Raw genomic sequence first — 21,644 nt, 5'->3', positions numbered from 1 at the left:
CGGCCGCCTCATATCGTCGGCGCGCGCACCCCGTAATAATCCTCGATCGTCCCGCGATAGTTTGGATCGGCAAAGGCGTCTTCACCCGGGCCGTGGCTCGGGGCGCCGGCGAGATTACCGGGATCGATATCGACCACGTAGCCGCCGAGTTCGGTGCTGTAGGTCAGCGCTTTCCAGGGCAACGGGTGATGGTCCTCGCCGAGCCCCAGGAACCCCCCGAAGGCGAGGACCGCATAGGCGACCTGTCCGGTGACCTTGTCGACCATGAAGTTGTGGACGGCTCCGAGGTGCTTCCCCTCGCGATCGTAGACAGCCGTACCCTCGACCTTGTTCGAGGCGATCAGGCGGGCCGTCTCTTCGATGGCGATCCCCTCGCCGGTGGGATCGAGCTCCAGGGAACCCGTCTTCCTTACGGGACGCTCGGTGGGCAGATCCGTCGGCATGGTGACTCCCGGGTTACGCAAACCAGGCCAGACGTCCCTCCGACCCTGCTGACTAAACGTCCGAGCGGACCTGGGTTCCGCGGTGTCAGAGATCCACGAGCATTCCGGCATTGGCCCGGCGCTGGTTGATCCGGTCCCGGACCGACCGGCTGGCCAGCAGCATCTCGAAGCCGAAGGCGATGAGCGCGCAGAGCGTGCATAGGATCGCGGCCCCGAACAAGCCGAACAGGAGGCTCGCCACCGTACTGTCGCGCAGGGCTCCGACAAACAGCGTCAGCACCGAGCCACAGGTTGCCACGCCCCCGAGCGCGGCCAGGAACACGGCTGCGTCGAGCGCCAGCGAGCGCGTGTGCAGCCGGTCGAGGCGTTGGCCCAGAATGATCCGCTCGGCCTCGTCGGCGCCGGCCAGCAGCGTCGAGACCCGCTCGGCCTGATCCGAGACCCGGGCGAGCCGGGCGCCGAACACGTTGAGCAGCGTCGCAACGCCGGACAGGAGAAAGACCGGGCTCAGCGCTACCTGAACAACGTGGGCGGTACTGTCCAAAGTGGTCGGTGTGATGGGATCGATCATGGTCCCAGCAGATGGGCCGGGCGGCTCTGCGCGGCAATCCCGACCGCACTCAGACCAACTGGCGGCCGCTTTTCAGGCCGGGCTCAGCCGGTTCGGCTTGGATACCGAGACCAAGACCGAGCACGAGCCCGGTGGCGAGCAACAGCGCGAGCGCGAGAGCCGGGGTAAACATGACTGTACTGTTGGACCCAGGCGTTAAGAGCAGGTTTCGAGCGGGCGGATCCGCCGAATTGTTCTTCGTCGCGGTGCAAATCGGCCGGTTCCGGTGTGGATTTCCGCGCCTGCCCTGTGGATGAGGCCCCCGTGAAGGCGATTTCCCCTTGGAACGGCGGCAGCACCGCTTAGTTGCTGCTATGCTGGCTCGGCCGTGGGGCGCTCATGCCCCGGCCTGCGGCCCGAGAACCGGAGGAAGTTTATGGCCACGAAGACCGAGAAGGCTGCGCCGAAGGCGGCCAAGACCACGAAGGCTGACGAGCCGAAGGCCGCCAAGGCCGCGCCCGCGAAGACCGCCAAGCCCGCCGCCGGTGCCAAGCCGAACGCCCTGCAGCAGCCGCTGAAGCCCTCCGCCGATCTCGGCGCGATCGTTGGCACCAATCCGCTGCCCCGCGGCGAGGTGGTCAGCAAGGTGTGGGACTACATCAAGAAGCACAACCTGCAGAATCCCGAGAATAAGCGCGAGATTTTGGCCGACGACAAGCTCAAGAAGGTCTTTGGCAAGGACAAGTGCTCCATGTTCGAGATGAACAAGCATCTCGCGGCGCACTTGAAGTCTTGATCAGCTAGAACCGTGTCCGGCACGACAGCCGGACCGGTGGCTCGCGATCAAACGGGGCCCGGTCGCCCCGATCTGGTGACCGTCTTACCCGAGGCGGTCTACGCGAGACCTTGAAGAACACCGCCATCCACCCGCAGCGCAGCGCCCGTCGTGGCGCTCGCTGCCGGGCTGCAGAGATAGGCGACGAGATTCGCGACCTCCTCCACCGTCGCCAGACGCTTGATCAGCGACGACGGGCGATGCTCGGCCACGAAAGCCCGGCCCATCGCGTCGAGGTCGGCATCGGCCGCCCCTCCGGCCATCTGCTTCATGAACTCCGCAACGCCCTCCGACAGGGTTGGCCCGGGCAGCACGCTGTTGACCGTTACGCCGCTGCCGGCGACCGTCTGGGCGAGGCCGCGGGAGATCGCGAGCTGTGCGGTCTTTGTCATGCCGTAATGGACCATCTCGGTCGGCGTGTTGAGGCCGGACTCGCTGGAGATGAAGATCACGCGGCCCCAGCCGCGCTCGGCCATGGCCGGCGTATAGGAGCGGGACAGGCGGACGCCGCTCATCACGTTCACCTCGTAGAAGCGCTGCCAATCCGCGTCCGGGATTTCGAAGAACGGTTTCGGCTCGAAGATCCCGGTGTTGTTCACGAGGATGTCGACCGTCGGCAGCGCCCGGGTGAGGGCGTCGACCCCTTCCGCGGTCGCTACGTCACCCGGCGCCGCAAAGACTCGTCCGGCTTTGGTCTCGCCGCGCAGCTTGGTTAGCGCCGCCTCGACCCGTTCGGCGGTGCGGCCGTTGATGCCGACCTCGGCGCCGAGAGCACAGAGTTCCTTGGCGATGGCGTAGCCGATGCCGCCGGTCGAGCCGGTGACGAGGGCCTTCTTGCCGGTGAGGTCGAGGTCCATGGGCGGAGACTCCGGGGCGTGGAACGCGCGAATGCGGATCTCGGTCCAACGCGTGCCATGCCGGTCGGTGGCATGCCCGCCCTGCCTAACCGCCCTTACCCCGCCGCAGGACGCTGGCGCAGCCGCCGATCGCAGCGAGGGCCACCGCGCAGGAGAGCGACAGGGTCACGGCACGCTCAGGCCCAAGCCCGTGGGTCAGTCCGAAAATCACCGCCACGAGGGCGGCGCCGAGCGATTGGCCTGTGAGGCGGGCCGTCGATTGCATCCCGCTCGCGCCGCCGGCGCGCTCCCGCGGCGCCGAGGTGACGATCACCTTGTTGTTGGGCGACTGGAACAGGCCGAAGCCGAGGCCGCACAGGGTCAGCCGCCAGACGATGTCGAGGGTGGCGGGCGCCTCGGGCAACAGCGTCACGCAGACGAGGCCGGCGGCCAACATGGCAAGGCCAATGCCGCCAAGGAGGCCCGGCGGGTAGCGGTCGGCCAGGCGCCCCGAGATCGGGGCCATGGCAGCCACCGCGATCGGCCAGGGTGTGAGCAGGAAGCCGGTCTTGGTGCTGGAGAGGTGCAGAACATCCTGGAAATAGAAGGGCAGCGCGACGTAGGACACCATCTGGGCGCAGAACGAGGCCACCGAGGTCGCCATCGATAGGGCGAAGGCGGGGATCCGCAGCAGGTCCACCGGCAGCAGCGGAGCGGGTAGCCGGATCTGGCGTCGCACGAACACGGTGCCGATCACCACGGCGCCGATGAGTTCAGCGACGGCGACCGGTTGGCCCTCCGGGTCGCCCAGCCCGTCGATGCCGATGATCAGCAGGCCGAAGGTCAGCGCGTTGAGCACGGCGCTCACCCAGTCGAAGCGCCGCCCGCTCGTCGGCGTCACCGGCAGGGTGTGTGTCGCTACCGCCAGGGCCAAGAGTCCCACCGGGATGTTGACCAGGAACAGCCACGGCCAGGTCGCCACCGACAGGATCGCGGCCGCCACCGTCGGCCCCGCCGCCGAGGCCACCGCCACGACCAGGGCCACGTTGGCGACGCCCTGGCCGATCATACGGTGCGGATAGATGAATCGGACGAAGCCAATATTGACGCTCATGATCGCCGCGGCGCCGAGCCCCTGGACGATGCGTCCGACGATCAGCAAGGACAGGCTCGGCGCCACAGCGCAGGCCAGCGAAGCGGCCACGAACACCACGAGCCCGGGCAGGTAGACCCGCCGGAAGCCGAAGATGTCGCCCAGCGACGCGAAGGGCAGCAGGCTCGCCGTCACGGCGATCTGGTAGGCATTGACCACGAAGATCGCGTCGGCCGGCTTGACCGCGAGGTCCTTCGCCATGACGGGCAGCGCCACGTTGACGATGGCCCCGTCGAGGACCGCCATGGTCATGGCCAGCCCGATCGCCGCCATCGCCAGGACGCGCTCCCGCGGCGGGAGGCCGTCATGCTGGACGGGGGCGCCTGTACCGGCCGGGACCTGCGCCATGCTCGCGCGCTCCTGCGGCGTCCCGGAGGGCCGGCGACGTCGATTGCGTGGGACGATCCGGGCGTGGGACGCACCGCGGATGCCGGCTTCCTCTTGCGCAGGCGCGGCACAGCGTCGAGGGCTGCGGCGTGTCCTATGTCACGGCGCGGACGGGATTGTTCGTCAGGCGAGCATGTAGGTCAGGAGCGAGCGCAGCTGCGCCGGCTTGATCGGCTTGTGGACTAATTCGGCGCCGGCCTCCGCCACCCGCGCCTCGATCGCTCCGGAATGGTCGGCGGTGGTGACGATCGCGGGGAGCGGGCGCGCAGATCGTCCGCGGAGATAGGCCGCCACATCGAGGCCACAGGCGCCGTCGTCAAGATGGTAGTCGAGCAGCAGGATATCGGGCGGGACGGCCCCGGCTTCCATCGCCGTCTGTACACCGGCGAGATCGCGAAAGGTCGAGACCCGGGCATCCCAATTCTGCAGCAGGCGGGCCATCGCGTCGGCCGTGGACGCGTCGTTCTCGACCACGAGGACATGGGCGCCCGAGAGTCGGGTCGCCACCGGGGCAGGGGGCGCCGTGGCGGCCGGGACCTGGCTCAGCGGTAGGCCCAGGGTGACCCGGGTGCCGTGGCCGGGCCGGGATGCCAGGGTGAGGGGATGGTTAAGGGCCTGAGCCATGCGGCGGACGATCGATAGGCCAAGGCCGAGGCCCGGCTCCTCCGCGGTGCCGGTCCGGGCGCCGCCCCGGAAAAACTCTTCGAAAACGAGATCGCGCTCGTCGGCGGCGATGCCGCAGCCGGTATCCGTGACGTCGATCCGGATCCCATCAGCGCGGCGGCGTGCCGCCAGCACGATGCCGCCGGTCGTCGTGTATCGAATGGCGTTCGAGACCAGGTTCTGGATGATGCGCTGAAGCAGCATCACGTCGCTGGTGACCGTGAGATCCGGGCACCGGACCGCCAGCCTGAGGCCTTTGCGCTCGGCGAACGGCTTGAAGCTCTCCGCCAGCTCCGCCAGCAGGTTGGGCAGGAAAACCGGCTGGAGCTGCGGCCGGACAATACCGGCATCGAGCTTGGAGATGTCCAGCAGGGTCTTGATCAGATCCTCGATCGTCTGCAGGCCGCGCTCCACCTGACCCGCGATGGCGCGCGCCTCAGTGGGCAGCGGCAGGTCGTCCAGCGCCGAGATCGACAGGCGGGCGGCGTTGACCGGCTGCAGCAGGTCGTGGCTCGCCGCCGCCAGGAAACGGGTCTTGGAGCGATTGGCGGTCTCGGCCTCCTCCTTGGCCGCCGCCAGGGCTTCGTTGGAGCGCTCCAGGCGGTGCATCAGCCCGGTCAGCTCCTCGGTTCGGGTGCGGACGCGGCCCTCCAGCATGATCGCGGTCTGGAACAGGGAGTAGGCGCTGCCGCGCTGGTCCATGCTGCGCTCGACATGGGACATCAGTGCCGCATTGATCCGCTCCAGCTTCTCGATCCGCCGATGCAGGGATTCGTCGGTTTCGAGCCCGCTTGGGTGCAGGGTCATGACGCGACCGGCACGTCGCCGGACCCCGGTCCGACGGGCGCCCCCTTACCGATGGCGATGCCCGTGAAGGTCTGGTTGAGGTGCATGGCCCTGTATTGCTCGCCGAAGGTCTCGAAGCCGACGACGTTGTAGCGGCGATACAGATCGGCGATCCCATGGCCCACCTGCCGGCTCTCGGCATCGAGCCGGCGCAGGACGCATTCGAACCCGATGATGAGGTCGACGCCGCCTACCATCGTGTCGAGGCGCGCCAGCTCGTCCCGGGTGGAGGCGACGATGTCGCGCGGCTCGGCCAGGGTCAGCACCACACCCTCGTCGATGGCGCAGAAGAAGCTAAGCGACCCGTCCTCATTCATGCGGCGGATCGAGCGGCAAAAATACTCGCCGCCAACCTTCACGGCGAGCGGGGAGGCGGCGAAGCTCATCGGCGATAGGCCCTCGGGGTCGAGCCCGATCGCCATGGCGTATTCCCGCGCCGCCGGCTCGGCGTTCAGCTCGTGCACGGTGCGGCGCTCGCTGTCCGAGGCGGTGACCACGAACTTGGTTTGCGTCGGCTCGAAATTGTCGCTCTTGAAGATCTCGAACGGAAAATCGGTCTCGACCAGGACCAGCACCGCCGCCTTGCGGTGGATCCGGCCGCCGTGGAGCAGCACCGCGTCCCGAAAGCGCAGGTCGTCACCTGCTGAGCCGCCGACGATCGGGATGCCGTCGAGGGCCCAGGCGATGGCTGAGACGACGGTCTCCTCCGCGTTGGCGAGACCGTCGATCAGCGACAGTGCGAAGCGGCGGCCAGCAGAAGGCGCATCGGTCTCGCGGCACGGATCGATTGGATCGAGGGTTCGACGCAGGGCCCGCACGGCCGTGGCGGTCCGCTCGACATCGAGATGGTCGATGGCGTCGAGCACCGTCGACACGATGCGGAAGCGCTCGGCCGGGAAGGCGATGACCACGAGGCCGCGATCGAGGCCGCCCGCTGGGGCGATGCCTCCCGACATCGAGCAGCCGGCGACCGGAACGCCGGGAAATTGTGTCGCCAGGGTGCCGGCCAGGACCTCGGGATCATAGTCGGCCGAGAAGAACGCGACGATCTGGGACAGGGGCGGGGCGCCGATCGCCCGCGTGATGTCGAAGACCGCGTCGGAAGCCGAAGCCGCCTCCGTCCAGGCCGTCCAGATGCCGCACAGATTGCGGCGTCCTCCCGTCCCTCCAGCCACGTTTCACCCCCTGGCGCCTCCCCCTCGGCGAGTTTTGCACTCGCTCTTCAGAGTCTTGCCGAGAGTATGTCGTGCGCAACCGAGCGGCGCAACGGGGCGTCGCACCGCCCGCGGCGATGCGCTCGGACACGCAGAACGATGCCGGGCCTCACTTCATGCAGGCATCTTCCGCCTTCGTGAAGGCGGCGGGTTTCGGCTCGTGCTCGGCTGGCCGGTTGCGCCCGACCGCGCCGTCCGAGCGGGCGCGTAGGTAGGTGTAGATGTCCGGCATGTAGCACATGACGTTCCGGTTATCCCCGAAGGCCGGCATGACCAGCTCCTGCGAGGCGTTCACGTCCTTCTTACCGCCGGTGATGATGCCGGCGAAATGGGCGTAATCCATGCCCTTGAGCGCATCGACCAGGGACGGCGCATAGGTCGAACCCATGCCATCCGGGCCGTGACAGACGATGCAGTTGGCGTTGTACCGCAGATACCCGGACATGGTGTACCAATCGACCTTCTTGCCGCCGTCGGTGACGTGATAGGTCGGGTCGCCGTTCGCGTCGGTGTATTGACCGTCCTGGACCTTGGCCGGCTGGGTCGGGCCGTCGCTCTTGAGATTGGCGGGGCTCGTTTGCGGGGCTGACGACGGGGCCGGGTTCGCGGCTGAAGCCGGACCGGCCGCCAGGATTCCAATCACGAGTCCCGCGCGGGCGATTCCCGCGAACACATCTGTTGTGCACGGCATGAGCGTTCCTCCAGCCGCCTACGGGTGTTGATTTTGGGTGGCGGCGGTGTTCAACGGCGAACATCGCTTCCCAAGACCGTTGGAAATCTTCACGTTTTCGCGTGGAACGGGGGTACTGGGCGGCATCGGCGCCACAGGCCGGGATATTCCTCCGTCATCCGCGTTGCGCACAGCATTAACCTTTTGTTAATCCGCTGATTGCCGCCGGCCCCCCGGCGTGAGAGCTTTCGTTAACGAGAGCTTAACGGTTGGGTCACGGCGATGCGGTTCGCGGCTTCCAAGGTGCAGGGTTCGGTCGCCAACTCCGCGCCGCGTCGGGTTTCCCGCCGCCGTCGCGTCCTGGCCGGCTTTGCCTGGGCGGCTCTGTCCCTCGCCGGGCTCGGGGCCGGTGCGGTGCAGGCGCAGACCTTCGCGAGCCTGCCGTCTCCCCAGTTCGGAGCCGAGCCCCAAGGGGCGGCGCGGCCGATCGCGGCCTGGGTGACGTTCTGCCAATCCTACGCTGCGGAATGCGTGGTGGACCGGAGCGAGCCGGCCCGCATCAGCCTGACGCCGGCAATCTGGGCGACGATCGTCTCAGTGAACCGCCGGGTGAACAAGTCGGTCGAGCCGAAGACCGACATGGAGCATCTCCATGTCGCCGACCGCTGGGATCTGGCCGAGGACGGCATCGGCGATTGCGAGGATTTCCAGCTGCTCAAGCGCCATCTGCTGGCCGAGGCCGGCCTGCCCCGGCGGGCGATGCGCATGACCGTGGTGATCGACGAGAAGGGCGAGGGCCACGCGGTCCTGACCCTGATCACCGATCGCGGTGACATGGTCCTCGACAACAAGACGAACGCGATCGTGCCGTGGCACAAGACCGGCTACGTGTTCATCAAGCGCGAGAGCCAGGACATGACGGCCTGGGTGTCGCTCGGCGGCGTCACGTCGCCGGTCACCACTGCCAACCGCTGATCGCGCCAGCCCTGCCAGTTTCTGCAATCGAGCAGGCTAGTACGCCCGGACCAAGAAGATCACGGCCGCGTCTTTGCCCCGGGTAATCCCGGATGCATTCCAAGGCGGGCCTTAACGCTTCGCTAACCCTGTCGGCGTCACCCAGTCCCTGGACCGAGTGCCCGATCCATGCCCCCTGCTTCCCTCGCATCCCTCTCGCTAGTCGCAGCGACGCTGCTCGTCGCAACACCGGCGCATGCGGGCAGCGAAGCCGAGATGCACCACGAGCGCTGGCGCGACTGCCTCAGTCGCACTTTCCGGATTGAGGCCGTGCTCACCGCTCCCGATCTTGCCGCTGATGCCGCCTTCCGAGCCTGCAGAAGCGTCGAGGAGGCCTATCTCGCGGCCCTGGCAAGTTCCCCGCTCCTCGACGATGACGATATTGCCCGCGCCCGGCCGCTTCTCGCCGGCCGCATCCGAGCCTGGCTGGTCGGCAGCCGTGGGTAAGCCAAGGGCGTAACCGGACTGGGCGATCAGGGTTCGAGAGGAATCTGACGCCTCATATTCCGCACGCGCAGCACGACCGAACATTGGCGATCCTCTGCGTCGGCGTGCCGTAACCTGGGCGAGTCACACCGTAATTCGTCCAGTGCGTGATCCATTGCTTGAGATAGTAGCGTCCATTGGGGGCATCGGCGAGCTGGTGCGCCGCCCAGCAATCCGCCAATCGATCCGATGTCGTTCGGATCGCCAGAAGACCGTATTCGTGAACGACGTAAAAATGGCTGGCATCCTTGACCTGCGAATCGACCAGATCCGCTCGGGCTTGGCACAGGAACAGGCCTTCGGTCTTGGCAGAGGCGACGTTTCCTGAGGTTTGCGAGCAGTCGTGGGTGACGGCAACATTCAACAGGCCGCCGACGGGGCTCCACTGCGCAGCTGCCGGGGTACAATAAAAGGCTAGGGCCGCAGTAATTATTGTAAACAATCGTAAATTGAGCATCGGAATTTCCCGAAAGAAAGTGGTTGATGCGGCATCTACAACAGGGAACGCCACGCGCTAAACCTTGCAGGGCGCCGAACGTTAGGCAGTCGTTACATCAAGGGGTGAAGTGTTTGGAGCGCCGCGGTCGGCGGTGACCTTCTCCGCGGCGCCAACGAAGGAGAATCGACAGCAAGGAACGGGTCGTTTTCCCTTGGCCGGGGCGGCAGGATGCCTGCGACAGGGGGAGCCGTATGACCCGATATCGCTGCGTTCCGATCGCCGACGCCGTCGTGGAGCGTTTCCGCCAAAGCGGCCGCGACGATTTCGACAACCCACTCCGGCGGATCACGGCGACCGGGACGGGCGGATTTCCCTGCCGCCGCTGCCTGTGCTGCGCCGAGCCGGGGGAGCCGATGCTGCTCGGATCCTACGATCTCGGGCGTCCGCGCGGCATCTACTGGACCCCGAGCCCAGTTTTTTTGCACGCGCAGCCCTGCCCCAGCTTCGACGCGCTAAACGTCGTCGCCCCGATCATTCGCGCCAACAGTCTTGTGTCGGTGCGGGCCTACGATGCGGAGGATCTGTGCCTCTACGATCTCGGCCATGTCTGCCCCGGCGCGGAGGTCGATACGGCGCTGCTGCGCGCCCTCGACGATCCACGTACCGCCTTCGTCAATGTCCACACCGCGCGGCCGGGCTGCCTACTGTCGCGCGTGGAGCGTATGACCGCTACGTCTTCAGCCGCGCCTTGATTCGCTTGGTGAGCCCGTCGCGCACGTCCCGGTAGGCATCCAGGCGCTGCTCGCGGGAGGCGTCCTGCAGCAGCGTCGGGTCCGGTGTCGGCCAGTATTCGACATCGGCTGCGAGCGTGTGGGTGAGGTCGAGGGCCCGGTGGTGGGCCTCCGGCGAGAGCGTGATGATCAGATCGAAATTCAGGCCCTCCCAGTCCTCCAACTCCTCGATGGTGCGGGGTCGGTGCCGGGTCGCATCGATGCCAATTTCGTCGAGCGCCGCGACCATGAACGGGTCGGTGGGCTCGCCCGAGCGAACGCCGGCTGATTGCACGTAGGTCGACCTGCCGAAATAGGCCCGCGCGATCGCCTCGGCCGCGGCCGAGCGCACGGCGTTGAAGTTGCACATGAACAGGACCGACTGCACCCGCCGCTTCTTCGGGGTGGTCTCGGGGAAAGGCTCAGCCATCGCCGCTCGGGGCCGGTAGGCGCCCTAGCCTTTCCAGTGCAGGGCGAAGATCAGGGTGAACAGGCGACGCGCGGTGTCGTGGTCGAGATCGACCTTGCCGTCGAGGCGCTGCTTGAGCGTGTCGGACGCCTCGTTGTGCAGGCCGCGCCGGCCCATATCGATCGCCTCGATCTGCGACGGCGAGGCGGTGCGGATCGCGTTGTAGTAGCTCTCGCAGATCATTTCGTAGTCACGGATCACCCGCCGGAACGGCGTCAGCGACAGGAGATGCGTCATCACCGGCTCGCCCTCCACGGTGCTGATCGCGAAGGACAGCTTGTTCTCTACGAGCCCCAGCGTGAGCGCATAGGGGCCCTCCCGGCCCGGGATGGTGAAGCAATTGTCCTCCAGGATGTCGAACAGCGCGATCGCCCGCTCGTGTTCCTGATCCGGATTGCCACGGGCGATGGACGCCTCGTCCAGGCTCACCTTCGCGAGGCGGTTCGGCCCGCGTTGCTTTTCGGCCATCCCCAAGACCTCACAGGTTCAACCGGATCGCGACGGAGCGGGCGTGACCCTCCAGACCCTCCGACCGGCCGAGCGTTATCGCCGCCGGGCCGAGCGCCCGCAAGCTCTCCGGGGTGCAGGCGAGGATCGTCGTCCGCTTCATGAAATCCAGGACGCCGAGGCCGGAGGAGAACCGCGCCGAGCGGGCGGTGGGCAAGACATGGTTCGGGCCGCCGACATAGTCGCCGATCGCCTCGGGCGTGTGCGACCCCAAGAAGATCGCGCCGGCATTGCGGATCCGGGCCGCGAGCGCCTCGGCGTCCTGCGTCTCGATCTCGAGATGCTCGGGGGCGAGCCGGTCGACCAGCGGCACTGCCTCGTCGAAATCCCGCACCCGGATGATCGCGCCGTAGTCGCGCCAACTCGCCCGGGCAATCTCGGCCCGGGGCAGGGTGGTCAGTGCGCGCTCGACGGCGGCTTCCGCCGCCTCGGCCAGCTCGGCGCTGTCGGTGATCAGCACCGATTGAGCGGCGGTGTCGTGCTCGGCCTGGGCGAGGAGATCGGCGGCGATCCAGTCCGGGTTGGCGTGGCCGTCGGCCAGGATCAGCACCTCGGAGGGTCCGGCGATCATGTCGATGCCGACTTGGCCGAACACCCGGCGCTTGGCCGCTGCCACCCAGGCATTGCCCGGGCCGACGATCTTGGCGACCGGCGCGATGCTGGCGGTCCCGTAGGCCAGCGCCGCCACCGCCTGGGCGCCTCCGACCCGGTAGACCTCGTGGACCCCGGAGAGGCGGGCGGCCGCGAGCACGAGGGGGTTGAGGGTGTTGTCCGGCGTCGGCACCACCATGACGATCCGCGGCACCCCCGCCACCCGGGCCGGCACCGCGTTCATCAGGACCGAGGAGGGGTAGCTCGCTGTGCCGCCGGGCACGTAGAGGCCGACCGATTCCAGCGCCGTCCAGCGCCAGCCGGCGGTGACGCCGAGCGCGTCGGTCGCCCGGTGATCCTGCGGCTTCTGCTGCGCGTGGAACGCCTCGATCCGCTCGGCGGCGAGGCGCAGGGCGTCGAGGGCCTCGGCCGGGCAGGCCGCCACGGCCGCGTCGATCGCGCCCTCGGTGATCCGCAGGGCGTCGGCCGAAAAATCCGCACCCAGCCGGTCGAAGCGCCGGGTGAACTCGACCAGGGCGGCGTCGCCGCGGGTCACAACCTCGTGGATGATGCCCCGCACCGCCTCGTCGACATCCTCGGCGATCTCGCGCTTGGCGGTGAGCAGCCGCGCGAAGTCGGCGGCGAAGTTCGGAGCTTGGCTGTCGAGCCGGACCATCGGATGTCTTTCGTCTGTCTCAGGCCACCGGGCCGGGCGCGGTCGTAACATCGAGTTCGTGGCCGGGGCGGGCGACCGCCTCCCAGACCGGGCCGAGATCCTTCATCCGGACCTCGATGCACTCGACCTCCAGGCGCACCGCGCCGCCGCCGGAGAAGACCATGTCGATATGGCCGGACGGCGCGTCGGTCGCCTCGAAGGTGAGGGCGAGCAGGCTCATCGGCATCGCGTCGCCCGGCGCCAGGCCGCGGGTCTTCACGCGCAGGACGCGCTCGACATGCACACCTGCCAGCCGCCGACGCGGCGGGACGTCCGGCGTCCAGTCGAAGCGCCGAACGACCATCAGGAAGCGCTGCTCACCCGCCAGGTAGGTCAGATCCTCCGGACGCAGGATCGCATCCTGGAGATGCGCGGAGATCACGGTCAGGTCTTCGGTATCGAGGGCGGCGAGCTTGAGCAGCTCCATGAAAGGATCCTCGGGGATAGCTGGGCGCGGGCGAAGCGGGACGGCGGCGGCCTCGCAGCAAGCCGTAGGTAGCGGCCCGACCCCGCTCGGGCAACGGCCGGGGCCGGGATGGCGGTCTTCAGCGGCGGTTCATCCGGACGGCGCCCGTGCATACGCCGCCGGAGTGGGCACCGGGCCGGCGCAAGCCAGCGCGCGCAAACAAGGCCTCGAGCCGTTCCCTGTCGCTACCGCGCGATCGAGAACAGCCCAAGACCGACCGCGCGTCATCAGAAAGGCCGGCCGGACGACCGAGGTGACGATTCGAGGCAGGACGATGATGGTGAAACGGATCCCGCTGGCGGCTTTGGCCGCTCTGACCCTGGCACCCCTGATTGTCGCTCCGGTGTGCGCGCAGGTCGGCCCGGACGCAGACGTCTACATCTATGGCCGCCCCGGGCCGGACCGCTACGAGTACGACCGTCGGCGCCGACCGCCGCCCCCCCCCCCCCCGGACGATGATTGGCCCCGCCGGCCTCCGCCCCCGCCGCCGCCCTATGACGATTACGACCGCCCGCGTCGGCGGCCGCCTCCGCCGCCCCTGGACGACGATGACGATCGGCCCCGCTTCGACCGGCGCTGGCGCAGCGGCAGCCTGTGCGTCACCGCCCGGGGCGATTGCCCGACGCCTCCCGCCCCAGACAACGCGCCCTGCGGCTGCGAGATACCGGGCTTCGGTTACAAGCGCGGGCAGATTGAGGGCTGAGGCTCCCTACGCCCGCACACGCTCGATCTGCGCGCCGCAGCGCCCGAGCTTGGCCTCCAGAGCCTCGAAGCCGCGATCGAGATGGTAGACCCGGTTGATCTGGGTCTCGCCCTCGGCGGCGAGGCCGGCGATCACCAGGGAGACCGAGGCGCGCAGGTCGGTCGCCATCACTGGCGCACCCTTGAGCCGCTCGACGCCCTCGACGATGGCGAGGTCACCCTCGAGCCGGATCTTCGCGCCGAGGCGGGCCAGCTCCTGCACGTGCATGAACCGGTTCTCGAAGATCGTCTCGCGGATATGCGACTGGCCCTTGGCGAGCGTCATCAGCGCCATGAACTGCGCCTGAAGGTCGGTCGGGAAGCCCGGGAACGGGTCGGTGGTCACGTCGACCGCCGCGATGCCGGCACCGTTGCGGCGCACACGGATGCCGCCCTCGACCTGACTGATCTCGACGCCCGTGGTCGACAGAACGTCGAGCGCCGAATGCAGCAATTCGGCCCGGGTGTCCTTGAGGATCACGTCACCGCCGGTCATCGCCACCGCCATGGCGTAGGTGCCGGTCTCGATCCGGTCGGGAAGGACCTCGTGGCGCGCACCGTTCAGCCGTGCGACGCCCTCGATCTCGATCCGGGGCGTGCCGGCGCCACGAATCTTGGCGCCCATCTTGTTCAGGCATTCGGCGAGGTCGACCACCTCGGGCTCCCGGGCGGCGTTCTCGATCACCGTGGTACCGTAGGCGAGCGCCGCCGCCATCAGGGCGACATGCGTGCCACCGACTGTGACCTTGGGGAAATTGATTTCGGCCCCGCGCAGGCCGTTCTTGGTCTTGGCGACCACGTAGCCGGCGTCGATCTCGATCTCGGCCCCGAGCCGCTCCAAGGCCATGATCAGTAGGTCCACCGGCCGGGTCCCGATGGCGCAGCCGCCCGGCAGCGACACCTTGGCTTCACCGAACCGGGCAAGCAGCGGCGCCACCACCCAGAAGCTCGCCCGCATGGTCGAGACCAGGTCGTAGGGGGCGGTGGTGTCGATGACGTTCGAGGCGGTCAGCCGGATCGTCTGGCCGGTCTCGGTGGTCTGCCCGGGGCGCTTGCCGACGACCATGTGGTCGACGCCGTGATTGCCGAGGATCCGGGTCAGAGCGGAGATGTCGGCCAGCCGGGGGACGTTGATCAGCTCCAGCGTCTCGCCAGTGAGCAGGCTCGCGATCATCAGCGGCAGCGCCGCGTTCTTGGCGCCCGAGATCGGGATCACGCCGTTGAGGGGCGCGCCGCCGGTGATGTGAATGCGGTCCATCATATGTCCTCAGGCGGCGCACCTCCCTGGCGCGCGGCCGGCCGTTCTCCTGGTGGACGCCGCGGCGCCCAGGCTTGGCCGTCTCCTATAGACCGGATTTGTCGGAATCTGGACCGCGGGAATCAGGTGCATGCGGATCCGATCCGTTCGCCTCCGGCGCCGATCCGGCCTCCGCACGTCCGCGGCCTTGCGCCTTGCGACGGCGCAGATTCTCCCGGAGCGCCACCTTCAGGCGCTCGGCACGCACGTCTTTGCTCTCGCTCATCGCGCGACCCTTCGTCGCCGCAGGCTTGAGGTGTGCCCTTCGGCGTCAGGGCAGGCCATTCGGCAGGAAGACAGGCAGGTGCTCAAGGATCTCGCGCCGTGTTCGGATGGGTTGGCAGCGTCCACGAGGCTAGCGAGTTCGTCGCCGCCTCTCAACGGGCGCAGGGCAGAGATGTCGGAACCTTACCTTGAACCAGTTCCAGATCCGCGCGTATCTTGCGCCTCTCACGCGAAGGACTGGACCGAGGCCGTACCTCGATCGCGGGACTTGGGTGCCGCGATGGTACCGCCCGCACGGCCGAACACGCGAAGGACGCTCGATGACCGTCACCCGGATGCCCAGCACGGTGCTCGCCCAAGCGGGCTCGACGCGCGCCGGATCTGGCTATGAGCGGTACTTCCGGGGCGCCCTGGACCAGCTTCATGGCGAGCGCCGCTACCGCGTCTTCGCCGATATCGAGCGCATCTCCGGCCGGTTTCCAACCGCCAAGTGGCGTAAGCCCGACGGCAAGACCACCGAGATCACCGTGTGGTGCTCCAACGATTATCTCGGCATGGGCCAGCACAAGGAGGTGGTGTCCGCGATGACCGACACCGCCGCGCGCTGCGGCGTCGGAGCGGGTGGCACACGCAACATCGCCGGCAACAACTCGCCGCTGGTCGACCTGGAGCGCGAACTCGCCGACCTGCACGGCAAGGAGGCCGGGCTTGTCTTCACCTCGGGCTACGTCTCGAACCAGGCCGGCATCTCGACGATCGCCAAGCTGATCCCGAATTGTCTGATCCTGTCCGACGCCTTCAATCACAACTCGATGATCGAGGGCGTCCGCCATTCCGGCTGCGAGAAGAAGATCTTTCGTCACAACGACCTCCAGCACCTGGAGGAACTGCTCCGCGCGGCCGGCGACCGGCCGAAGCTGATCGTGTTCGAGTCTGTCTACTCGATGGATGGCGACGTCGCGCCGATCGGCAAGATCTGTGACCTCGCCGACGCCTACGGGGCCATGACCTATCTCGACGAGGTCCATGCGGTCGGCCTCTACGGCCCCCGCGGCGGCGGCATCGCCGAGCGCGACGGCGTGATGCATCGGGTCGACGTGATCGAGGGCACCCTCGCCAAGGGGTTCGGCTGCGTTGGGGGCTACATCACCGCCTCGGCGGCGATCAGGGACGCGGTGCGCAGCTTCGCCCCGGGCTTCATCTTCACGACCGCCCTGCCGCCGGCGGTGGCCGCGGCCGCCCGGGCCTCGGTGCGCTACCTGAAGCGCTCGAACGCCGAGCGCGAGGCGCACCAAGCCCAGGCTGCCGCCACCAAGGCGGCGCTCACCGAGGCCGGCCTGCCGGTGCTGGAAACCGAGACCCACATCGTTCCCGTGATGGTCGGCGACGCGGAGCTGTGCAAAGCCGCGGCTGACCACCTGCTCGAGCGCCACGCCATCTACATCCAGCCGATCAACTACCCGACGGTTCCGCGTGGTACCGAGCGCCTGCGGATCACGCCCTCGCCGTTCCACGACGCGGCTCATATCGCCCGCCTCTCCGCTGCCCTGGCGGAGACCTGGGAGACCCTGGACCTTCCGCGGGCCGGCACGGTGTTCGTCGAGGCGGCGGAATAGGGGTTTCGCGGTCGCCCTCTGCGGTTGGAACCACGCGCCTCTCCTGGCCCCTGTGTGAGGTAGGGCGGCCCGCCAAGCGGGTCGGGATAGAGAAGCGGGGCGCGGCTTTATGCTGCCGTCCGCACGGTTGCTCCACCCCTTGATCTAAACGCTGGCTCCTTTCTCCGGACTTGGCCTGACGGCTGGCGCACCTTCCCCTCGCAAAGGAGGAAGGGATGACGGGTGTGGTTTTCGATCGGCCTTCTACGCAAGGGGGCGTTCCAGGATCTCCAATCCCCGCCATCCCCCCGGCAGGCTCGTCTTTTCCGGTGCCGACCTGTAACCACGGCGCCAACCTCCATCCCCGAAAAGTCCCGGACCAATGATCTCCTCCCCGCTCATGACCGTGATGGTTGATGCCGTGCGCAAGGCTGCCCGCGGCCTGCGCCGTGATTTCGGCGAGGTCGAGAACCTCCAGGTCTCGCGGAAGGGCCCGGGCGATTTCGTCTCCGCAGCGGACCGGAAGGCCGAGGAGACCCTGCGTGACGCCCTCATGAAGGCGCGCCCCGGCTACAGCCTGGTGCTGGAGGAGAACGGGATCATCGAGGGGACCGACAAGAGCCACACCTGGCACGTCGACCCGCTCGACGGCACCTCGAATTTCCTGCACGGCGTGCCGCATTTCGCGATTTCGGTCGGTCTCGAGCGCGAGGGCCAGATCGTGGCCGGCGTCATCTTCGACCCGATCAAGGACGAGCTGTTCGTCGCCGAGCGCGGCAAGGGCGCCTATCTCAACAACCGTCGCCTGCGGGTTTCCGGCCGACAGGACATGGCCGACGCGCTCATGGGCTACGGCACGCCCTATCTCGGCCGCGGCAGCCATCCGCGCCTGCTGCGCGAACTGGGCGCCGTGATGGCGATGGCCGGCGGCACGCGGCGGATGGGCTCGGCGGCCCTCGATCTAGCCTATGTCGCCTGCGGGCGCCTCGACGGCTACTGGGAACGCGATCTCCAGACCTACGATTTCGCCGCGGGCGTGATCCTGGTGCGCGAGGCCGGCGGCTACGTTACGTCGGCAGACGGTGCGGCCGAGCCGCTGGCTGCCCGCTCGGTGGCCTCGGGCAACGAGGTGCTGCACCGGGAGTTGCTCGCCCTCCTCAAGAAGGTCCAGGCGGCCTGAGTCGCTCCAAGCGCTTCGAAACTGGTCAGGGGACGGGGCTTCTGCTTTAAGCGCGCCGTCCCCCACGGAAGGCCCGAACCCATGGAAGCCCGCCGCCACGTCGCGCTGAAGGAATCGATCCGCTCGATTCCCGACTACCCGAAGCCCGGCATCATCTTCCGCGATATCACCACGCTGCTCAGCGACCCGCGCGCCTTCCGGCGGGCGGTGGATGCGCTGGTCCATCCCTATGCCGGGGGGCGAATCGATCAGGTGGCCGGCATCGAGGCGCGGGGCTTCATCCTGGGCGGGGCGATCGCGCACCAGCTGTCCTGCGGGTTCGTGCCGATCCGCAAGAAGGGCAAGCTGCCCCACACGACCGTCTCGATGGCCTACGCGCTCGAATACGGCACCGACGAGATCGAGATCCACGTCGATGCCGTGAAGCCCGGCGACAAGGTCCTGCTGGTCGACGACCTGATCGCCACGGGCGGCACCGCCACCGCCGCGGTCAACCTGCTCCAGAAGATCGGCGCCGAGATCGTGGCGGCCTGCTTCGTCATCGACCTGCCGGAGATCGGCGGGGCGCAGCGCCTGCGCGACATGGGCGTCGAGGTCCGCGCGTTGATGCAGTTCGAGGGTCATTGAGGGGCCGCGAAATGTTGACTTCGCGGGACCCATCCGCCATAAGCCCGCCACTCGCGACGTGGCGCCCCGCCTGGGCGCCCTTCGTGTTTGCAGACAACCAGGACGCGTGAAGGTCGGGTGCGGCATCAGCCGCCCGCGAGCGCGCCACGACCTTTGAAGGCTCTGTGCCATGAAGAGAACTTATCAGCCGAGCAGGCTCGTCCGTAAGCGTCGCCACGGTTTCCGTGCGCGCATGGCCACCGCCGGTGGTCGCAAGGTGATCGCGCGCCGTCGCGCCCACGGCCGCAAGAAGCTGTCGGCCTGATCCGGCGGATCCTCGCCGGCGCGGCCCTGCTCAGGCAGCCGCCCTGCGAGGCGTGAGCATGATGCGGAAACGTGGAACCCGGTTTTCCGAACGCGTCATGCGGCACACACAATGAGATCGGCCGGGATCGAACCATCGATGGCGACGATCGAGCGGCTGAAAAAGCGGCCTGACTTTCTGGCGACAGCCGAAGGCCGCCGCTTTCATACCGAGCGCATGACTGCCCAGGGCCGGCTGCGGGATCCGCAAGCCGCGGAGGGCCTTCGGCTCGGTTTCACGATCACGAAGCGCGTCGGCCATGCGGTCGAACGCAACCGCATCCGGCGGCGCCTGCGCGCGGCCGTCAGCTTGGTTGCGTCCGATCTCCCGGGCGAGCTGACCAGGCTCTCCGCCGACATCGTGCTGATCGCCCGGCGCCCGGCCCTGACTGCGCCTTTCGAGGCCCTAGCCGAGGATCTGCGCCGCGCCATCCCGGCGGTGACGCGTCCGGCCGCGCCGCGGCCGCCCGGCCATCGCCCCGGCGGCAAATCCGGCAGCAAGTCTGGCGGCCGGCCGTTCAAATCCACACCTCTTCAGCGCGATGCGGGCCATAATCCCGCACAGCCTGCGGTCTCCGGCGACGCGGATTGCGATCCGAAGCGGGGCGCTGCCAGAGGTCTCCAAGTCACGGAAGCGCGCCAGCCCGATAGGGCCGGCGCCGCTCCTGTTGCCACTCCGAACGCGTGCGGCGGTGTCCCCGATGGGCAATGACAAGACGAACATGTTCGTGGCCATCGGCCTGTCGCTGCTGGTGCTGCTCGGGTGGCAGTACTTCGTGGCCGGTCCCCGGGTGGAGCAGCAACGCCTGATCGAGGCGCAGAACAAGGCCGCGCAACAGCAGCAGCAACCGCCGGGCGTGACCCCGGATGGCGTTCCGTCGCCCTCGCCCAAGGAGGGCGGGCCAGCAGCCCCGGTGCCCGGCACGGTTCCCGGCCAGGGCGGCCCGGTCTCGCGTGAGGCGGCGCTGACCCGCTCGCCGCGCATCCGCATCGAGACCCCGGCGCTCAGCGGCTCGATCGCCTTGAAGGGCGGCCGCGTCGACGACGTGTCGCTCAAGAACTACCACGAGACGGTGGACCCGAAGAGCCCGGAGATCGTGCTGTTCTCCCCGGCCGGCAGCGAGACGCCGTACTACGCCGAGTTCGGCTGGGTCGGTGCCAATGCCGGACCGCTGCCCGGCAGCGAGACCCTCTGGACCAGCGACGGCAAGACCCTCTCCCCTGGCATGCCCGTGACCCTGACCTGGGACAACGGCGCCGGCCTCGTCTTCAAGCGGATCATCGCGGTCGACGACAAGTACATGTTCACGGTCCGCGAGGAGGTCGAAAACAAGGGCTCGGGCGCGGTCACGCTCTACCCGTACAGCCTCGTCTCCCGCTGGGGTAAGCCACACACCCAGGGCTACTACGTCCTTCACGAGGGCATGATCGGCTATCTTGGCAACGAGGGCCTGCAGGAATTCACCTACGACAAGCTCGCCAAGGAGGGCGCCTATGGCGGCGCCAACACCAAGGGCAAGGCCTGGAACGGCGTGACCGGCGGCTTCGTCGGCATCACCGACAAGTATTGGGCGGCGGCCGTGATGCCCGCCGACCAGGACGCGCCCTATACCGGCGCCTTCACCGACCGCACCGACGGCGCCACCAACGTCTACCAGGCGAGCGTCCGCGGTGACGCCGTGAACCTGGCCGCAGGTGGCTCGGCGACCACGACCCAGCGCCTGTTCGCCGGCGCCAAGGAAGTGAACCTGATCAACAACTACGAGAAGGACCTCGGCATCAAGCACTTCGATCTGATGATCGATTGGGGCTGGTTCTTCTTCATCACCAAGCCGATGTTCCGGGCGCTGGACTTCTTCTTCCATCTGTTCGGCAATTTCGGCGTCTCGATCCTGGTGGTGACCTTCTGCCTGAAGCTTCTGTTCCTGCCGATCGCCAACCGCTCCTACGTCTCGATGGCCAAGATGAAGGCCGTGCAGCCCGAGATGGCCGCCATCCGGGAGCGGTACAAGGACGACCGCATGAAGCAGCAGCAGGCCACGATGGAGCTGTACAAGAAGGAGAAGATCAATCCGGTCGCCGGCTGCTGGCCGGTACTGATCCAGATCCCGGTCTTCTTCGCGCTCTACAAGGTCCTGTTCATCACCATCGAGATGCGGCATGCGCCGTTCTTCGGCTGGATCCACGATCTCGCCGCGCCGGATCCGACGAGCATCGTGAACCTGTTCGGCCTTCTGCCGTTCCCTGCGCCGGACTTCGTTCATCTCGGCGTCTGGCCGCTGATCATGGGCGTGACCATGTTCGTGCAGATGAAGATGAACCCCGCGCCGCCGGACCCGGTCCAGGCGCAGATCTTCACCTTCATGCCGATCGTGTTCACCTTCATGCTGGGCTCGTTCCCGGCGGGCCTGGTGATCTACTGGGCCTGGAACAACACCCTGTCGGTGATCCAGCAATACGTCATCATGCGTCGCAACGGCGTGAAGGTGGAACTGTGGGACAACCTGCGGACCACATTCCGGCGCGGCGGCACCAAGGCAGCAGCCACCACCAAGGGTTGACCGAGGGCGGGTAAGGAAAGCC

Annotated in this window: 25 protein-coding genes; 11 read left to right on the top strand and 14 right to left on the bottom strand. The window is 67.8% G+C overall.

Annotation, left to right across the window (positions count from 1 at the left end):
• Positions 1-8 precede the first annotated feature (8 nt).
• Positions 9-443: a PRC-barrel domain-containing protein gene (locus tag AO398_RS15675; RefSeq protein ID WP_058193050.1), complete on the bottom strand. Its 435-nt coding sequence runs from the start codon at positions 441-443 to the stop codon at positions 9-11.
• An 85-nt stretch (positions 444-528) separates the two neighbouring features.
• Positions 529-1,014: a DUF2721 domain-containing protein gene (locus AO398_RS15670; protein WP_058193049.1), complete on the bottom strand. Its 486-nt coding sequence runs from the start codon at positions 1,012-1,014 to the stop codon at positions 529-531.
• 415 nt (positions 1,015-1,429) lie between these two features.
• Between AO398_RS15670 and AO398_RS15665 the strand changes: the two genes are divergently transcribed.
• On the top strand, positions 1,430-1,789 hold the full coding sequence (locus tag AO398_RS15665) for an SWIB/MDM2 domain-containing protein (protein WP_058193048.1): 360 nt from the start codon (positions 1,430-1,432) through the stop codon (positions 1,787-1,789).
• 98 nt (positions 1,790-1,887) lie between these two features.
• Here AO398_RS15665 and AO398_RS15660 read toward each other — a convergent pair whose 3' ends face one another.
• The 5 genes from AO398_RS15660 to AO398_RS15640 form a co-directional block, all read right to left on the bottom strand.
• Entirely contained in the window at positions 1,888-2,685 is a 798-nt protein-coding gene (locus AO398_RS15660) for an SDR family NAD(P)-dependent oxidoreductase (protein WP_058193047.1), read from the bottom strand.
• Between the two features lie 85 nt (positions 2,686-2,770).
• Positions 2,771-4,165, bottom strand: a complete 1,395-nt coding sequence (locus AO398_RS15655; RefSeq protein WP_058193046.1) for an MFS transporter — start codon at positions 4,163-4,165, stop codon at positions 2,771-2,773.
• Positions 4,166-4,327: 162 nt separating this feature from the next.
• A complete protein-coding gene (locus AO398_RS15650) occupies positions 4,328-5,674 on the bottom strand; it encodes a hybrid sensor histidine kinase/response regulator (RefSeq protein WP_058193045.1) in 1,347 nt (448 codons plus the stop codon).
• On the bottom strand, positions 5,671-6,888 hold the full coding sequence (locus AO398_RS15645; RefSeq protein ID WP_058193044.1) for an FIST N-terminal domain-containing protein: 1,218 nt from the start codon (positions 6,886-6,888) through the stop codon (positions 5,671-5,673). The genes AO398_RS15650 and AO398_RS15645 overlap by 4 nt, the downstream gene beginning before the upstream one ends.
• A 148-nt stretch (positions 6,889-7,036) precedes the next feature.
• Positions 7,037-7,618, bottom strand: coding sequence for a c-type cytochrome, methanol metabolism-related (locus AO398_RS15640; protein ID WP_058193043.1), 582 nt, complete (start codon positions 7,616-7,618; stop codon positions 7,037-7,039).
• A 261-nt stretch (positions 7,619-7,879) separates the two neighbouring features.
• Between AO398_RS15640 and AO398_RS15635 the strand changes: the two genes are divergently transcribed.
• Together AO398_RS15635 and AO398_RS15630 are read left to right on the top strand one after the other, a co-directional pair.
• On the top strand, positions 7,880-8,572 hold the full coding sequence (locus AO398_RS15635) for a transglutaminase-like cysteine peptidase (protein WP_201025777.1): 693 nt from the start codon (positions 7,880-7,882) through the stop codon (positions 8,570-8,572).
• A 168-nt stretch (positions 8,573-8,740) separates the two neighbouring features.
• A complete protein-coding gene (locus tag AO398_RS15630) occupies positions 8,741-9,058 on the top strand; it encodes a hypothetical protein (protein WP_058193042.1) in 318 nt (105 codons plus the stop codon).
• 52 nt (positions 9,059-9,110) lie between these two features.
• Here AO398_RS15630 and AO398_RS28350 read toward each other — a convergent pair whose 3' ends face one another.
• Positions 9,111-9,608: a hypothetical protein gene (locus AO398_RS28350; RefSeq protein WP_152997537.1), complete on the bottom strand. Its 498-nt coding sequence runs from the start codon at positions 9,606-9,608 to the stop codon at positions 9,111-9,113.
• Between the two features lie 179 nt (positions 9,609-9,787).
• Between AO398_RS28350 and AO398_RS15625 the strand changes: the two genes are divergently transcribed.
• Positions 9,788-10,288: a DUF1203 domain-containing protein gene (locus AO398_RS15625; RefSeq protein WP_058193041.1), complete on the top strand. Its 501-nt coding sequence runs from the start codon at positions 9,788-9,790 to the stop codon at positions 10,286-10,288.
• Here AO398_RS15625 and AO398_RS15620 read toward each other — a convergent pair.
• The 4 genes from AO398_RS15620 to AO398_RS15605 are packed head-to-tail and all read right to left on the bottom strand — an operon-like array spanning position 10,266 to position 13,015.
• The gene (locus AO398_RS15620; RefSeq protein WP_058193040.1) at positions 10,266-10,736 is read right to left on the bottom strand and encodes a low molecular weight phosphatase family protein; all 471 of its coding nucleotides are present in this window, start codon (positions 10,734-10,736) and stop codon (positions 10,266-10,268) included. The genes AO398_RS15625 and AO398_RS15620 overlap by 23 nt on opposite strands.
• A 24-nt stretch (positions 10,737-10,760) precedes the next feature.
• Positions 10,761-11,243 carry a UPF0262 family protein gene (locus tag AO398_RS15615; protein WP_058193039.1) on the bottom strand — a complete coding sequence of 161 codons (483 nt, stop codon included), beginning with the start codon at positions 11,241-11,243 and terminating at the stop codon, positions 10,761-10,763.
• A gap of 10 nt (positions 11,244-11,253) precedes the next feature.
• Positions 11,254-12,549 (bottom strand): histidinol dehydrogenase, encoded by a 1,296-nt coding sequence (gene hisD / locus AO398_RS15610; protein WP_058193038.1) that lies wholly within the window; start codon positions 12,547-12,549, stop codon positions 11,254-11,256.
• Positions 12,550-12,568: 19 nt separating this feature from the next.
• On the bottom strand, positions 12,569-13,015 hold the full coding sequence (locus AO398_RS15605; protein WP_058193037.1) for a DUF2948 family protein: 447 nt from the start codon (positions 13,013-13,015) through the stop codon (positions 12,569-12,571).
• A 313-nt stretch (positions 13,016-13,328) separates the two neighbouring features.
• Here AO398_RS15605 and AO398_RS15600 point away from each other — a divergent pair, with 313 nt between their 5' ends.
• Positions 13,329-13,757, top strand: a complete 429-nt coding sequence (locus AO398_RS15600; protein WP_244498791.1) for a hypothetical protein — start codon at positions 13,329-13,331, stop codon at positions 13,755-13,757.
• Positions 13,758-13,763: 6 nt separating this feature from the next.
• On the opposite strand, the gene murA is transcribed toward AO398_RS15600, so the two are convergent.
• Complete coding sequence (gene murA, locus AO398_RS15595; protein WP_058193073.1) at positions 13,764-15,053, bottom strand: UDP-N-acetylglucosamine 1-carboxyvinyltransferase; 1,290 nt, start codon at positions 15,051-15,053, stop codon at positions 13,764-13,766.
• An 85-nt stretch (positions 15,054-15,138) separates the two neighbouring features.
• Complete coding sequence (locus AO398_RS29425) at positions 15,139-15,318, bottom strand: hypothetical protein (protein WP_058193036.1); 180 nt, start codon at positions 15,316-15,318, stop codon at positions 15,139-15,141.
• 334 nt (positions 15,319-15,652) lie between these two features.
• Here AO398_RS29425 and hemA point away from each other — a divergent pair, with 334 nt between their 5' ends.
• The 6 genes from hemA (at position 15,653) to yidC (ending at position 21,622) form a co-directional block, all read left to right on the top strand.
• Positions 15,653-16,933, top strand: a complete 1,281-nt coding sequence (gene hemA, locus AO398_RS15585; RefSeq protein WP_058193072.1) for a 5-aminolevulinate synthase — start codon at positions 15,653-15,655, stop codon at positions 16,931-16,933.
• 361 nt (positions 16,934-17,294) lie between these two features.
• Positions 17,295-18,092: an inositol monophosphatase family protein gene (locus AO398_RS15580; protein ID WP_058193035.1), complete on the top strand. Its 798-nt coding sequence runs from the start codon at positions 17,295-17,297 to the stop codon at positions 18,090-18,092.
• A gap of 81 nt (positions 18,093-18,173) precedes the next feature.
• A complete protein-coding gene (locus AO398_RS15575) occupies positions 18,174-18,719 on the top strand; it encodes an adenine phosphoribosyltransferase (protein ID WP_058193034.1) in 546 nt (181 codons plus the stop codon).
• A 169-nt stretch (positions 18,720-18,888) separates the two neighbouring features.
• Positions 18,889-19,023 carry a 50S ribosomal protein L34 gene (rpmH, locus tag AO398_RS27550; RefSeq protein ID WP_082643292.1) on the top strand — a complete coding sequence of 45 codons (135 nt, stop codon included), beginning with the start codon at positions 18,889-18,891 and terminating at the stop codon, positions 19,021-19,023.
• A 138-nt stretch (positions 19,024-19,161) separates the two neighbouring features.
• The gene (gene rnpA / locus AO398_RS15570) at positions 19,162-19,773 is read left to right on the top strand and encodes a ribonuclease P protein component (protein WP_058193033.1); all 612 of its coding nucleotides are present in this window, start codon (positions 19,162-19,164) and stop codon (positions 19,771-19,773) included.
• A complete protein-coding gene (gene yidC / locus AO398_RS15565; protein WP_058193032.1) occupies positions 19,763-21,622 on the top strand; it encodes a membrane protein insertase YidC in 1,860 nt (619 codons plus the stop codon). The genes rnpA and yidC overlap by 11 nt, the downstream gene beginning before the upstream one ends.
• Positions 21,623-21,644: the final 22 nt, after the last annotated feature.

Source organism: Methylobacterium sp. GXS13 (genome assembly GCF_001455965.1).
In the GTDB taxonomy this organism is placed as follows: domain Bacteria; phylum Pseudomonadota; class Alphaproteobacteria; order Rhizobiales; family Beijerinckiaceae; genus Methylobacterium.
Note: the sequence above shows the minus strand (reverse complement) of the source record. Positions and strands in the feature narration are given on the sequence as shown.